Source organism: Candidatus Foliamicus sp. (assembly GCF_965221325.1).
In the GTDB taxonomy this organism is placed as follows: Bacteria; Pseudomonadota; Gammaproteobacteria; order Steroidobacterales; family Foliamicaceae; genus Foliamicus.
In genome coordinates this window covers 2,034,014-2,046,611 of the sequence record NZ_OZ244880.1, presented here as the reverse complement: position 1 = coordinate 2,046,611, position 12,598 = coordinate 2,034,014, and the positions used below count along the sequence as shown (strand labels likewise).

At 63.5% G+C, this 12,598-nt stretch carries 14 protein-coding genes and 1 tRNA gene; all 15 read left to right on the top strand.

Features of this window, described 5'->3' with window-relative positions:
- Positions 1-18: 18 nt before the first annotated feature.
- The gene (gene tpiA, locus ACWCOO_RS08745) at positions 19-813 is read left to right on the top strand and encodes a triose-phosphate isomerase (RefSeq protein WP_446830604.1); all 795 of its coding nucleotides are present in this window, start codon (positions 19-21) and stop codon (positions 811-813) included.
- Positions 814-821: 8 nt separating this feature from the next.
- Positions 822-1,169: a preprotein translocase subunit SecG gene (gene secG / locus ACWCOO_RS08740; protein ID WP_446830603.1), complete on the top strand. Its 348-nt coding sequence runs from the start codon at positions 822-824 to the stop codon at positions 1,167-1,169.
- A 38-nt stretch (positions 1,170-1,207) separates the two neighbouring features.
- Positions 1,208-1,289 (top strand) — tRNA-Leu (locus ACWCOO_RS08735).
- 63 nt (positions 1,290-1,352) lie between these two features.
- Positions 1,353-1,709: an NADH-quinone oxidoreductase subunit A gene (gene ndhC / locus ACWCOO_RS08730; protein WP_446830602.1), complete on the top strand. Its 357-nt coding sequence runs from the start codon at positions 1,353-1,355 to the stop codon at positions 1,707-1,709.
- A complete protein-coding gene (locus ACWCOO_RS08725) occupies positions 1,679-2,236 on the top strand; it encodes a NuoB/complex I 20 kDa subunit family protein (protein ID WP_446830601.1) in 558 nt (185 codons plus the stop codon). Before ndhC ends, ACWCOO_RS08725 begins: the two co-directional genes overlap by 31 nt.
- 12 nt (positions 2,237-2,248) lie before the next feature.
- Positions 2,249-3,013, top strand: a complete 765-nt coding sequence (locus tag ACWCOO_RS08720) for an NADH-quinone oxidoreductase subunit C (protein WP_446830600.1) — start codon at positions 2,249-2,251, stop codon at positions 3,011-3,013.
- Positions 3,006-4,259 carry an NADH-quinone oxidoreductase subunit D gene (locus tag ACWCOO_RS08715; protein ID WP_446830599.1) on the top strand — a complete coding sequence of 418 codons (1,254 nt, stop codon included), beginning with the start codon at positions 3,006-3,008 and terminating at the stop codon, positions 4,257-4,259. Before ACWCOO_RS08720 ends, ACWCOO_RS08715 begins: the two co-directional genes overlap by 8 nt.
- A 6-nt stretch (positions 4,260-4,265) precedes the next feature.
- Complete coding sequence (locus tag ACWCOO_RS08710; RefSeq protein WP_446830598.1) at positions 4,266-4,760, top strand: NADH-quinone oxidoreductase subunit NuoE family protein; 495 nt, start codon at positions 4,266-4,268, stop codon at positions 4,758-4,760.
- Positions 4,757-6,049 carry an NADH-quinone oxidoreductase subunit NuoF gene (gene nuoF / locus ACWCOO_RS08705; protein WP_446830597.1) on the top strand — a complete coding sequence of 431 codons (1,293 nt, stop codon included), beginning with the start codon at positions 4,757-4,759 and terminating at the stop codon, positions 6,047-6,049. The genes ACWCOO_RS08710 and nuoF overlap by 4 nt, the downstream gene beginning before the upstream one ends.
- On the top strand, positions 6,042-8,123 hold the full coding sequence (gene nuoG, locus ACWCOO_RS08700; RefSeq protein ID WP_446830596.1) for an NADH-quinone oxidoreductase subunit NuoG: 2,082 nt from the start codon (positions 6,042-6,044) through the stop codon (positions 8,121-8,123). Before nuoF ends, nuoG begins: the two co-directional genes overlap by 8 nt.
- Before the next feature lie 9 nt (positions 8,124-8,132).
- Positions 8,133-9,197, top strand: a complete 1,065-nt coding sequence (nuoH, locus tag ACWCOO_RS08695; RefSeq protein ID WP_446830595.1) for an NADH-quinone oxidoreductase subunit NuoH — start codon at positions 8,133-8,135, stop codon at positions 9,195-9,197.
- Positions 9,194-9,727, top strand: a complete 534-nt coding sequence (gene nuoI, locus ACWCOO_RS08690; protein WP_446830594.1) for an NADH-quinone oxidoreductase subunit NuoI — start codon at positions 9,194-9,196, stop codon at positions 9,725-9,727. Before nuoH ends, nuoI begins: the two co-directional genes overlap by 4 nt.
- A 10-nt stretch (positions 9,728-9,737) precedes the next feature.
- The gene (locus ACWCOO_RS08685) at positions 9,738-10,358 is read left to right on the top strand and encodes an NADH-quinone oxidoreductase subunit J (protein WP_446830593.1); all 621 of its coding nucleotides are present in this window, start codon (positions 9,738-9,740) and stop codon (positions 10,356-10,358) included.
- Entirely contained in the window at positions 10,355-10,660 is a 306-nt protein-coding gene (gene nuoK, locus ACWCOO_RS08680; protein ID WP_446830592.1) for an NADH-quinone oxidoreductase subunit NuoK, read from the top strand. Before ACWCOO_RS08685 ends, nuoK begins: the two co-directional genes overlap by 4 nt.
- The gene (gene nuoL / locus ACWCOO_RS08675; protein WP_446830591.1) at positions 10,657-12,597 is read left to right on the top strand and encodes an NADH-quinone oxidoreductase subunit L; all 1,941 of its coding nucleotides are present in this window, start codon (positions 10,657-10,659) and stop codon (positions 12,595-12,597) included. Before nuoK ends, nuoL begins: the two co-directional genes overlap by 4 nt.
- The last annotated feature ends 1 nt before the right edge of the window (position 12,598 follow it).

Sequence of the window (12,598 nt, the reverse complement as noted above, 5' to 3'; positions counted from 1 at the left end):
GTTCGGTCCCGCCGGGCCATGACGCCGGTCGGCCGCCGCCGCATTGTGGCGGGCAATTGGAAGATGCATGGCACGGGCGCGGTGCTCGGCGAATTGGTTGCTGGTCTGGCCGAACCGCCTGTAGAAGTGGCTTCGCCCATGCCGGAAGTGATCGTTTTCCCGCCTTATCCGTACCTTTCCATGACCAAGCGGGTGCTGGCGGAACACAGCCGGCAGGGAAGCATTGCCGTGCAATTGGGCGCGCAGGATGTTTCCGAGCATCCGGATGGCGCGCACACCGGAGAGGTTTCCGCCTCCATGCTTGCCGATTGCGGCTGCAGTCATGTGCTGGTGGGGCATTCGGAGCGCAGGGCCTCGGCGGGCGAGACCGATGCGAAAGTGGCGGCAAAGTTCGCCCGGGCCGCCGCCACGGCGCTGATTCCGGTGCTGTGCGTCGGGGAAACGCTGCAAGAGCGCGAGGCGGGCGCCACCGAGGATGTGGTTCTGCGGCAACTTGGGGCGGTTGTGGAGCGTTGCGGGGTGGCGGGATTCGAGAACGCGGTGCTGGCTTATGAGCCCGTCTGGGCTATAGGCACCGGCCATACCGCCACGCCTGAACAGGCTCAGGAAGTTCACTCGATTTTGCGTGACGCAATCGCGCGCGCGGATGCTAAAATTGCCAACGGCCTGCGTATTCTTTACGGCGGCAGTGTGAAAGGCGGCAACGCGGCGTCATTGTTCGCGCAGCCGGATGTCGATGGCGGTTTAGTGGGCGGCGCCTCTTTGGAATTGCAGGATTTTTGGCGGATTATCACGACTGAAGTAGTGGGGTAGCGGTTCTGTTGCAGCAATTGTTCCTGGCGGCGCATGTGGTGGTGGCCGGCCTCATCATCGTGTTTGTGCTGCTCCAGCGCGGCAAGGGCGCGGAAACGGGCGCGGCTTTCGGCGCGGGAGCCTCAGGCACCGTGTTCGGCGCCCGCGGCTCCGCGAATTTCCTGTCCCGCGTCACCGCGGTCCTGGCTACCTTGTTTTTTGCGACCAGCCTGATCCTTACCGGAATCGGTCGGCCGCAGCCGGAACAGAGCATCCTCGACGCCTTGCCTCCAAGCGCGCCTGCCGAAGAAGCCGCGCCGCTGGAGTCGGCGGACGAGGAACTGCCGCAATTGTCGCCGGACGACCAGGCGGAGTAGGCCAGGCCCTGACCGCATGAAGCCGAATATCTTGCCTTGCCGATGTGGTGGAAATGGTAGACACGCTGTCTTGAGGGGGCAGTGGCGCAAGCCGTGCCGGTTCGAGTCCGGCCATCGGCACACCCAGCCCATGCCGGGCAGGCCAAGGAGCGGCGCCGCCGGGAATTAGGGCCTGTAAACGCAATGCCGGCCAGTTACCTTCCCGTTTTGCTATTCCTCTGCGTGGCTTTGGCCATCGCCCTGGCGTTGCTGGCGCTTGGGCTGATGCTCGGCCGCCGGCACAAGGACGATCGCAAGCTCACCCCCTACGAGTGCGGCTTCGACGCTTTCGAGGATTCGCGTATGCGATTCGATGTGCGCTACTACCTGGTCGCGATATTGTTCATCATCTTCGACTTGGAAATCGCATTCCTGTTTCCGTGGGCGGTTGCCCTCGACGCCATAGGCCTTCAGGGACTTGTCGCCATGGGGATTTTTCTGCTGGTGCTCGTGGTCGGGTTTGTCTATGAGTGGCGCAAGGGAGCGCTGGAATGGGATTAGTTAACCCCCCAGGACCCCGCCTGGAGGGGCTTGAGAACACCCTTACCGAGGCTCGCGAACAGGGCTTCGTGGTGACTTCGCTCGACAAGCTGGTCAACTGGGCGCGCACCGGCTCGATGTGGCCGATGACCTTCGGCTTGGCCTGTTGCGCGGTGGAGATGATGCACGCCGGTGCGGCGCGTTACGACCTGGACCGGTTCGGCGTGATGTTTCGGCCCAGCCCCAGGCAATCCGACGTAATGATCGTGGCCGGAACGCTCTGCAACAAGATGGCCCCGGCACTGCGCCGCGTCTATGACCAGATGCCGGAGCCGCGCTGGGTGATTTCCATGGGCTCTTGCGCCAACGGCGGCGGCTACTACCACTATGCCTACTCGGTGGTTCGCGGCTGCGACCGCATTGTGCCGGTTGACGTCTATGTGCCCGGGTGCCCGCCCACGGCGGAGGCGCTGTTTTACGGCATTCTCCAATTGCGCAACAAGATTCGCCACGGCAAGGCGCTGATGCGCTCCAAGCCGGTCTCCTGAGCGACACACACGATGCCGCCGCGCCTTGAGTCCATGGCCCGGGCCTTGCTCGCGCGTTTTAACGGCGTGCTGCGCCAACGCGATTCGTCCTGCGGGGAACTAAGCTTTGATCTGGACGCGCCGGAACTGGTCGCTACGGCCAATGCACTGCGCGATGAGGAAGCGTTCGCGTTCGCGGCGCTGGTCGATGTCTGCGGAATCGATTACCTGGGCTATGGGCAAGCGCAGTGGCGAACCGAGCAGGCCACGGAGACGGGTTTCAGCCGCGCGGTGGAGCCTGAAGCCGAGTCCGAAGGCGCTTTTGCCGGCGGCTCCACTGGTGACGCCGGACTGGAACTGCAAGCCCCGGCGCGGTTTGCGGCGATCTACCACCTGTTGTCGCTGCGGCACAACCTGCGCCTGCGCCTGAGGGTGTTTGCGGAGGGCGAAAATCCTCCGCTGCTGCCGTCGGTTACCGAAGTCTGGCAGGCCGCCGACTGGTTTGAGCGCGAAGCGTTCGACTTGTTCGGCATCGTGTTCGAGGGCCACGGCGACCTGCGGCGCATACTTACCGATTACGGATTTATCGGTCATCCCTTCCGTAAGGATTTCCCCTTGAGCGGCAAAGTGGAAGTGCGTTACGACGAGAACAAGCGCCGTGTGGTCTATGAACCCGTGAGCATCGAACCGCGCACGCTGGTGCCGCGCGTGATCCGCGACGATCACCGTTACCGCCCCGAGCTGCGGGCCGGTGACGCCGCCGCCGAGGACGGCCTGGAGACACCCGAAAATGGCTGAGTTCCAAAGCTACACCATGAACTTCGGGCCGCAGCATCCGGCCGCGCACGGCGTATTGCGGCTGGTCCTGGAGATGGATGGCGAGGTGGTGATGCGCGCCGATCCGCATGTGGGCCTGCTGCACCGGGCCACCGAAAAACTGGCCGAATCGAAGCCCTACAACCAGAGCATCGGCTACATGGACCGACTCGACTACGTGTCCATGATGGCCAACGAGCACGGCTACGTGTTGGCCATCGAGAAACTGCTCGGCATAGAGCCACCGATTCGGGCCCTTTACATCCGGGTAATGTTCGATGAAATCACCCGCATTCTGAACCACTTGCTGTGGCTGGGCTGTCACGGTCTGGATGTGGGCGCGATGACGATATTCCTCTACTGTTTTCGCGAGCGCGAAAACCTTATGGACTGCTACGAAGCGGTTTCCGGGACCCGCATGCATGCCACCTACTACCGGCCGGGTGGCGTTTATCGGGATCTGCCCGATGTGATGCCCACCCATCTCGCGCGCCCGGACCGCGAGAGCCGGCGGGAAGCGGCCATGGACGAAGGCCGAGACGGTTCGCTGCTCGACTTTATCGAGCATTTCACCACCCGCTTCCCGGCGCAGGTGGACGAATACGAGACCTTGCTGACCGACAACCGCATCTGGAAGCAGCGCACCGTGGGCATCGCGGTGGTGCCGCCCGACAGAGCCATCAACCTGGGATTCACGGGCGCCATGCTGCGCGGTTCGGGCGTGGAGTGGGATCTGCGAAAAAAGCAGCCTTATGCGGCGTATGCGGACATGGACTTCGATATACCGGTAGGTGTGAACGGCGACTGCTACGACCGCTACCTGGTGCGCATGGAGGAAATGCGTCAGTCCAACCGGATCATTCGCCAGTGCGTGGAATGGCTGCGCTCCAACCCGGGCCCGGTGATGCTCGACGACTACAAGCTGGCTGCACCCAAGCGCACCGAGATGAAGGAAAAGATGGAGTCGCTGATCCATCACTTCAAACTCTTCACGGAGGGATATTGCGTGCCCGAGGGCGAAGCCTACGCGGCAATTGAGCATCCGAAGGGCGAGTTCGGCGTGTATCTCGTTTCGGATGGCGCGAACAAGCCGTTCCGCGTGAAGATACGCGCTCCGGGTTTCGCGCACCTGGCGGCCATGAACGAAATGGTGCGCGGTCATATGCTTGCCGACGTGGTCGCCACCATCGGCACCATGGACATCGTGTTCGGCGAGATAGACCGTTAAGCGAATATGAGCAAGGAAACCACGCTTTCCGGCGACGCCCGCGCGGCCATTCGGGAAACGGTCGGCCGCTTTCCGCCGGGCCGCCAGCGCTCGGCGGTGCTGGATGCTCTGCGCCTGGCGCAGGAGCAAAACAACGGCTGGTTGTCGGTTCCCTTGCTGGACGCGGTTGCGGAAGAGCTCGAATTGCCGGCGATTCAAGTCTATGAGGTGGCCACCTTTTACTCGATGTTCGAGGTGCGCCCGGTTGGCCGACACTGCGTTTCCGTGTGTACCAACATTTCCTGCTGGCTGCGGGGCGGCGAGGAACTGCTGGCGAGTCTGGAACGGCGCCTGGGCATAAGCGTGGGCGAGAGCACCGCCGACGGACGCATCTATCTCAAGAAGGAAGAGGAATGCCTGGCGGCCTGCACCGGCGCGCCGATGATGATGGTGGATCACCGCTACTACGAACACGTCAGTCCCGAAGAAGCCGACCGCATCATTGAGGAATTGCAGCAATGAGCGTCCCGCTGGTGCACGTCTGCCTGCCGCCGCCCGAAGCCGAGCGGCCGTGGCTGCTGGAGTCGTATCGCGAACGCGGCGGTTACCGCGCGTGGAAACAGGTGCTGGCGGGCGAACTGCAACCCGAGCAGATAATCGAAACGGTCAAGGCCTCGGGGCTGCGGGGCAGGGGCGGCGCCGGCTTCCCCACGGGCTTGAAGTGGAGTTTCATGCCCAGAGACTGCGAGCAACCCAGCTACCTGGTCTGCAATTCCGACGAGAGTGAACCGGGCACCTGCCATGACCGCGACATCCTTCGTTATAACCCGCATGTGCTGATCGAAGGCATGGCGCTTGCCGCCTATGCCATGGGCGCCACCGTGGGCTACAACTACATTCGCGGAGAGTTTCTCGGCGAACCGGTTCCCCGCTTCCTCGCTGCCCTCAAGGAGGCCAAGGCCGCCGGCCTGCTGGGCCGCGGGCTGGGCAAGGCAGGCGTGGACTTCGAGCTGCATCCCTTCGTGGGGGCGGGCGCTTATATCTGCGGCGAGGAAACCGGCTTGCTGGAATCCCTCGAAGGCAAGCCGGGCAAGCCTCGTTTCAAGCCGCCGTTCCCGGCCCAGAGCGGGCTGTTCGGCCGCCCCACCACGGTCAACAACACGCAAACGCTGGCGTGTGTGCCGGCCATCCTGGAAAACGGCGCGGAGTGGTTCAAGGCGCTGGGTCCGGACAACTCTGCCGGCACCATGATCTATTCTGTGTCGGGCCATGTGGAACGTCCCGGCAACTACGAGGCGCCGCTGGGCGTGTCCTTCAATGACTTGCTCGATCATGCCGGCGGCGTGTGGAAGGGCCGGCAGCTCAAGGCCGTGATTCCGGGCGGTTCTTCGGTTCCGGTGTTGCCGGCGGAAGTCATTCGCGGCTGCACCATGGACTACGATTCGCTGAGCGCGGCGGGCTCGGCGCTGGGCACCGGGGCCGTTATCGTCATGGACGACCAGACCTGCATGGTGAGTGTGCTGCGGCGCATCGCGCGCTTCTACTACGCGGAGTCCTGCGGGCAATGCACGCCATGCCGCGAAGGCACGGGCTGGCTCTACCGCATGCTGACGCGCATGCTGCAGGGCCGCGCCCAGGTTTCGGACCTCGACCTGCTGCTGAGTGTAGCGAACAACATAGAGGGCAACACGATCTGTGCACTGGGCGACGCCGCGGCCTGGCCGGTGCAGAGCTTCCTCAAGCATTTCCGTCCCGAATTCGAGGCCACGATCAGTGCCCCGGCTGAACAGCGCGAGGCGGCCTATGCCTGACAAGAACGTCCGCTTTACGGTAAACGGCCGGGAACTCGAAGGCACTGCCGGCGAAATGCTGATTGCGGCTACCGACCGGGCCGGTATCTACGTGCCGCGCTTTTGCTATCACCCCAAGCTGAGCGTGGCGGCCAACTGCCGCATGTGCCTGGTAGATGTGGACGGCGCGCCCAAACCCTTGCCGGCCTGCGCCACTCCGGTTGCGGAAGGTATGGCCGTGCAGACCCATTCACGGCGCGCCATCGCCGCGCAGCGCTCGACCATGGAATTTCTGCTGATCAATCATCCCCTCGATTGCCCGGTCTGCGATCAGGGCGGCGAGTGCGAGCTGCAGGACCTGGCCATGGGTTTCGGCCGCGATATATCGCGGTTTTCGGAAGGCAAGCGCGCCGTTCCGGATCCTGATCTCGGACCGCTGGTTTCCACCGACATGACGCGCTGCATTCACTGCACACGCTGCATTCGCTTCGGCGAGGAGATTGCCGGTGTTCAGGAGCTCGGCGCTACCGGCCGCAGCGAGCACATGGAAATCACCACCTGGGTAGAGCGCTCGCTCAAGCACGAACTGTCGGGCAACGTTATCGACGTCTGTCCTGTTGGTGCGCTCAACAACAAACCCTACCGGTTTACCGCCCGTGCCTGGGAAATGACCGCCCACCCGTCGGTGGCGCCTCACGATTGCGTGGGATCGGCGCTTTACGCGCACGTCTTGCGGGGCCGCGTGCGGCGGATCGTGCCGCGCGACAACGAAGCGGTGAACGAAACCTGGATTTCGGACCGCGACCGCTTCAGTTGCGAAGGCTTGTATGGGGATGACCGGCTTGAGAAACCGCTTGTCCGACGCGATGGGCAGCTGGTCGAAACCAGCTGGGAAGAGGCGCTGGAGGCCGCTGCCGCCGGGCTTGCTCGGCAAGCGGAAGAGCATAGCGGCGAGTCGCTGAGTGCGCTGATTTCGCCCACCGCTACATGCGAAGAGGGCTTTTTACTCAAGAAGCTGATGCACGGCCTGGGCTCTTCCAACATCGACCATCGGCTGCGGCAACGCGATTTTCGCGTCGCGCAGGGCGAGCCTGCGGTGCCCTGGCTGGGCATGCGCTTCGCCGATCTGGAATCCCTGGATTCCCTGCTCATGGTGGGTTGCGATCTGCGCGGCGAGGCGCCGATTCTGGCGCATCGCGTACGCAAGGCGGCGCTTTCCGGCGCCCGGATCAGTTATCTCGACCTGAAGGAAAGGGAATACCTGCATCCGATCGAAAACGCGATTGTGGCGCCTCCCCAGGATTGGGCGTCCCTGTTGGCCAAGCGTGCCGCCGGCACGTTGCGCGGCGAGCATTGCGCCGTCTGGTTCGGCGGGCTCGCCCTGCGCCATCCCAACCGTTCGGAATTGCTTGAGGCTGTGGCGAACGCGGCGCTATCCGCGGGCGCCGTAACGGGCTTCGTTACCGACGGTGGCAATGCCGCCGGTCTGGCCCTGGCCGGCGCCTTGCCGTTCGGCTCCAGCGTGAATGGTGCAGCACCCGCAGCCGGCAAGGATGCCGAGCCGATGAGCCAAGGGTCTCCGCGTGGCCTGATCCTGGTGGGCGTAGAGCCGGAGTTCGATTGCACCGGCGAAGCTGTCGGCCGTTTGGCCGAGGCGGAGTTCGTGCTGGCCCTGAACCCCTGGACTTCGCCCTGGCTGCTGCGCCACGCACAGGTCATCTTGCCCACGGCCGCGTACCTGGAAACGCCTGGCACCTTCGTGAACGGGCAGCTCGACTGGCAGAGCTTCGCCGCCGCCGCGCCTCCACCGGGTCAAGCACAGCCCGCCTGGAAGGTTCTGCGCGTTTTGGCGGAGCAACTTTCGCTGAAGGGTCTTTCTTATGCAACTGCCGACGCGGTGCTCGCCGAGCTGCGCTCCGAGGCGGAAGCCGGGGCGGACAAAGCGGCTTTGCCCAGTGGCGGCCTCGCGGGCGTTGCCCGGGCCGGCGGCGATGATGACTTCTCCGACCTGGAGGTGCCCAGCTACGCTGCCGATGGCCTGGTGCGCCGTTCGCTTCCCCTGCAGGAAGCGGCAGCTACCCGCCGCGCTGCCTGAGCTCCGTCAATGACGCGCATCCTGAACGACTGGCTCGATTTTCTGCCTGACGAGTTTATCGAGGCGCTGGCCAGCCTGCTGGCGATTCTGGCGCTGACGGTGGTCGTGATTCTGTGCGTGGCCTACGCCACCTGGCTGGAACGCAAGGTGATCGGTTTCATGCAGTTGCGCAAAGGTCCCAATCGCGTCGGTTTCCGTGGGCTGCTTCAGCCTTTTGCCGATGTGCTCAAGCTGCTGGTGAAGGAAATCGTGATCCCGGGGCAAGCCAACCGCTGGCTGTTTCTGACCGCGCCGATCCTGTCGTTGGTTCCGGCATTGGCGGCCTGGGCCGTGGTTCCGGTGTTTCCGGGCTTTGCGATTGCCGATCTGGACGCCGGCCTGCTCTACCTGCTTTCGATGACGTCGCTCGGCATCTATGGAATCATTCTTGCCGGCTGGGCCAGCAATTCCAAGTACGCCCTGCTCGGGGCGATGCGCTCCGCCGCCCAGATGGTGGCCTACGAAATCGCCATGGGATTCGCCCTGGTGGGTGTGCTGATGGCATCCGGGAGCCTCAACCTGGGCGAGATCGTGGCCCGCCAGTCCGGTGGCATGAGCAACTGGTTCATCTGGCCGCTGGCGCCGTTGTTCCTGGTCTATTTCATTTCGGGCGTGGCGGAGACCAATCGCGCACCTTTCGATGTGGCCGAGGGCGAATCCGAGATCGTGGCGGGATTTCACGTGGAATATGGCGGCGCGGCGTTCGCCATGTTCTTTCTGGCGGAATACGCCAACATGATCCTTATCGCCACCTTGACGGCGGTGCTTTTCCTGGGCGGCTGGGAGTCGCCGTTTTCCGGGCTGATCAATCAGGACTGGCCGGTGATCGGACTGCTGGCGGCGCCCGGCCTCTTCTGGTTAGCGGCCAAGACGTTTCTGTTCATGTTTGTGTTCCTTTGGCTGCGAGCCACTTTTCCGCGCTACCGCTACGACCAGATCATGCGCCTGGGCTGGAAGGTATTCATCCCGGTAACGCTGGTCTGGATCGGAGTGGAAGCGGTGTTTTCCGTGCTGAAGATCGGTCCGTTTGCATGAATCAATCCCGCGACAACGCGCCCCGGAATCGCCCGCGAATCGGCGGACGCGCCATAGCGGCGCTGCGCACTTTCCTGCTTGTCGAACTGCTGAAAGGCCTGCGCGTGACGCTGCGCAATTTCTTCCGGCCCAAGATCACTCTCAACTATCCGGCGGAGAAGGCGCCGCAGTCGCCACGATTCAGGGGGCTGCATGCCCTACGGCGCTATGCCAACGGCGAGGAGCGCTGCATCGCCTGCAAACTCTGCGAGGCGGTGTGTCCCGCGCTGGCAATAACCATCGAATCGGAAGTGCGCGAGGACGGCACGCGCCGCGCCAGTCGCTATGACATCGACTTGTTCAAGTGCGTCTATTGCGGTTTCTGTGAGGAAGCCTGCCCGGTGGACGCCATCGTGGAGACCCGGGTTCACGAGTACCACATGGAGCAGCGTGGGGAAAATATTCTGACCAAGGAACGGCTGTTGGAAATCGGCGACCTCTACGAGGACCAGATCGCCGGCGATCGCGAAGCGGATTCTTCCTACCGGTAGGTCACGTCCCATGCAGGCGGTAGCCGACCTCTTCCCCTTTATTCTGTTTGCCGGCTGGTCGGGCATGCTGATCGCGGCCGCGCTGGGCGTCATCCTGGCCCGCAATCCAGTGCATTCCGTACTCTTCCTGGTGCTGTGTTTCGTGATCTCCGCGGCGATATGGCTGTTGCTGCATGCGGAGTTCCTGGCCGTGGCGCTGGTTCTCGTCTATGTGGGCGCGGTGATGGTGCTGCTGTTGTTCGTGGTGATGATGCTCGACGTCAACGTTGAGCGGATGCGCGAAGGACTGACGCGTTACGCGCCGTTCGGGGTGCTGGTGGGCTTGCTGCTCGTGGGGCAGCTTTCTTCGGTGTGGTGGTTGCGCAGTTCCGGGACGGAGTTGCTGGCTTCGCCCGAAACCCCGTATTTCTCGGAAGAGAACACGAAAGCTCTCGGGACGCTCCTCTACACCGAGCATCTCTATGCCTTCGAAATCGCCGGTTACATCCTGCTGCTGGCTATCGTGGGCGCGATTACGCTGACGCTGCGCCGCCGCCGAGGGTTGCGCGTGCAGCAGGTGTCCGAACAGATTGCGGTGCGGGCGCAGGACCGCGTCCGGCTGGTGAAAATGAAAGCCGAGCGCGAGCAATGATCGGCCTCCCACACCTCCTGACCCTGAGCGCGGTGCTGTTCGCCATAGCGGTGTGCGGAATCTTCATCAATCGACGCAGCGTCATTCTGATCCTGATGTGTGTGGAGCTGCTGTTGCTGGCGGTCAATTTCAACTTCGTGGCCTTCGCCTGGTATCTGGGCGATCTGGCCGGCCAAGTGTTCGTTTTCTTCATCCTTACCGTGGCCGCGGCCGAGGCTGCGATCGGCCTGGCGATTCTGGTCGTGCTGTTTCGCAACCGGATCAGCGTCAACGTGGACGACTTCCAGTTGCTCAAGGGATGAGATACGAGGCAATCCTGCTCGCCCCGCTATGCGCGGCCCTGCTGGTGGCGCTGGGTTACCGGGTGTTGCCCCGCGTGTTGGCAGCCGGGTTGCCCATCGTAGCGGTAGGCATTTCGGCGGCGTTATCGACCTGGGCGCTGGTGGACCAGATCGGCGCGCAGCCCGTAACCATCCCGCTGTTCGACTGGCTCAGCATCGGCGGTCTGGATCTGCGTTTCGGACTGCTGATCGACCGCCTGTCCGCGCTGATGATGTGCGTGGTCACCTGGGTCTCCCTGGCCGTGCATGTCTATACCGTGCGCTACATGCGCGACGACCCGGGCTACGCGCGGTTCTTCGCCTGCATCGCGTTCTTCACCGCGGCCATGCTGCTGCTGGTGATGGCCGACAACTTCGTGCAGTTGTTCGTGGGCTGGGAAGCGGTCGGTCTGGCGTCCTACCTGCTGATCGGTTTCTGGTTCAAGCGCCCGGCAGCGAATTTCGCCAGCCTCAAGGCCTTTCTGGTCAATCGCATCGGCGATTTGGGTCTGCTGCTGGGCATTGGGCTGATCGCGGCCACCGCCGGCACTCTGGATTACGCACAAGCTTTCGCCGGCGCCGAATCCCTGGCCGCCAAGGAAATTACGGTGTGGCCGGGCGTAAGCTGGCCGGCACTCAATCTGGGCTGCGGGCTGCTGTTCGTGGGCGCCATGGGCAAATCGGCGCAGATGCCGCTGCATATCTGGCTGCCCGATTCCATGGAAGGCCCCACGCCGATATCCGCCCTGATCCATGCCGCTACCATGGTGACAGCAGGCGTGTTCATGGTGGCGCGCATGTCGCCCTTGTTCGAGCACAGCGCGCTGGCACTGTCCCTGATACTGGCGGTGGGCGCCACCACTGCGCTCGCCTCGGGCCTGGTGGCTATCGTGCAGAACGACATCAAGCGCATCGTCGCCTGGTCCACGCTTTCGCAATTGGGCTACATGATGGCCGGGCTCGGCGTCTCGGCTTATTCGGTAGCCATCTATCACTTGTTCACTCACGCATTCTTCAAGGCTCTGCTGTTTCTTGCCGCCGGAGCGGTGATCGTGGCGCTGCATCACCAGCAGGACATCCGACGCATGGGCGGTCTGATGCGCAGCATGCCGGTAACTTATGCCACGGCCTTGATCGGCGGACTGGCGCTGGCCGGCATTCCCGGCACTGCCGGCTTCTTCTCCAAGGATGCGCTGATTGTCGCGGTGAGCCGTGCCGGCGGGCCGGTAGGTGTTTACGCCAGTTGGTGTCTGCTGCTGGGAGTGGCGGCAACCGCGTTCTACACGGCTCGGCTATTGCTCGTGGCGTTCCACGGTCAACCACGGTCCCCGCAGGAGGGCCACGCTGCGCTGGAGAAAGTTGGCCCGTGGATTCTGGTTCCGCTGGTGTTTCTCGCCGTTCCGTCACTGCTGATCGGCTGGTTTACGTTCTCACCCGTAGTGCTCGGGGATTATTTCGGTGGCTCGATCATCAATTTGCCGAGCGGTGGGCCAGGGGACGCCAACCTGAGCGGGGGAACCCTGGAGTTCTTCGTGCACGGCTTGACTTCGCCGGTTTTCCTGCTGGCTCTGCTGGGAGGTGCGGGCGCCTGGGCCATGTACCAATGGCGGCCGGAGTGGCGGGCGCGTGCCAGCGCTTTCCTGCGGGTTCCTGCGCGCATTCTGGAGCAGGGCTACGGCTTCGATTGGGTGCTGAAGCGGGCGGTCATACCGGGCACCCAGGGAATGGCGCGGGGCGCTGCGGAGCAGGCGGATGCGCGCTTCATTGACGGACTGCTGGTGAACGGATTGGCGCGAACCGTGCGCTGGGGCGCGGGAGTCGCGCGTCGCCTACAGACCGGGCTCCTCTATCACTATGCGTTTCTGATGGTGACCGCGATCTGCCTGCTGATCGCTTGGGTCGTCCTGGTGCTGGACTAGC

What these genes read in the sequence shown, in the direction of transcription:
- nuoL (WP_446830591.1), top strand. Translation starts at nt 10,657, where the DNA reads ATGAGATACGAGGCAATCCTGCTCGCCCCGCTATGCGCGGCCCTGCTG.
- nuoI (WP_446830594.1), top strand. Translation starts at nt 9,194, where the DNA reads ATGAATCAATCCCGCGACAACGCGCCCCGGAATCGCCCGCGAATCGGC.
- nuoG (WP_446830596.1), top strand. Translation starts at nt 6,042, where the DNA reads ATGCCTGACAAGAACGTCCGCTTTACGGTAAACGGCCGGGAACTCGAA.
- ACWCOO_RS08710 (WP_446830598.1), top strand. Translation starts at nt 4,266, where the DNA reads ATGAGCAAGGAAACCACGCTTTCCGGCGACGCCCGCGCGGCCATTCGG.
- nuoF (WP_446830597.1), top strand. Translation starts at nt 4,757, where the DNA reads ATGAGCGTCCCGCTGGTGCACGTCTGCCTGCCGCCGCCCGAAGCCGAG.
- tpiA (WP_446830604.1), top strand. Translation starts at nt 19, where the DNA reads ATGACGCCGGTCGGCCGCCGCCGCATTGTGGCGGGCAATTGGAAGATG.
- ACWCOO_RS08685 (WP_446830593.1), top strand. Translation starts at nt 9,738, where the DNA reads ATGCAGGCGGTAGCCGACCTCTTCCCCTTTATTCTGTTTGCCGGCTGG.
- ACWCOO_RS08715 (WP_446830599.1), top strand. Translation starts at nt 3,006, where the DNA reads ATGGCTGAGTTCCAAAGCTACACCATGAACTTCGGGCCGCAGCATCCG.
- nuoK (WP_446830592.1), top strand. Translation starts at nt 10,355, where the DNA reads ATGATCGGCCTCCCACACCTCCTGACCCTGAGCGCGGTGCTGTTCGCC.
- nuoH (WP_446830595.1), top strand. Translation starts at nt 8,133, where the DNA reads ATGACGCGCATCCTGAACGACTGGCTCGATTTTCTGCCTGACGAGTTT.
- ndhC (WP_446830602.1), top strand. Translation starts at nt 1,353, where the DNA reads ATGCCGGCCAGTTACCTTCCCGTTTTGCTATTCCTCTGCGTGGCTTTG.
- ACWCOO_RS08720 (WP_446830600.1), top strand. Translation starts at nt 2,249, where the DNA reads ATGCCGCCGCGCCTTGAGTCCATGGCCCGGGCCTTGCTCGCGCGTTTT.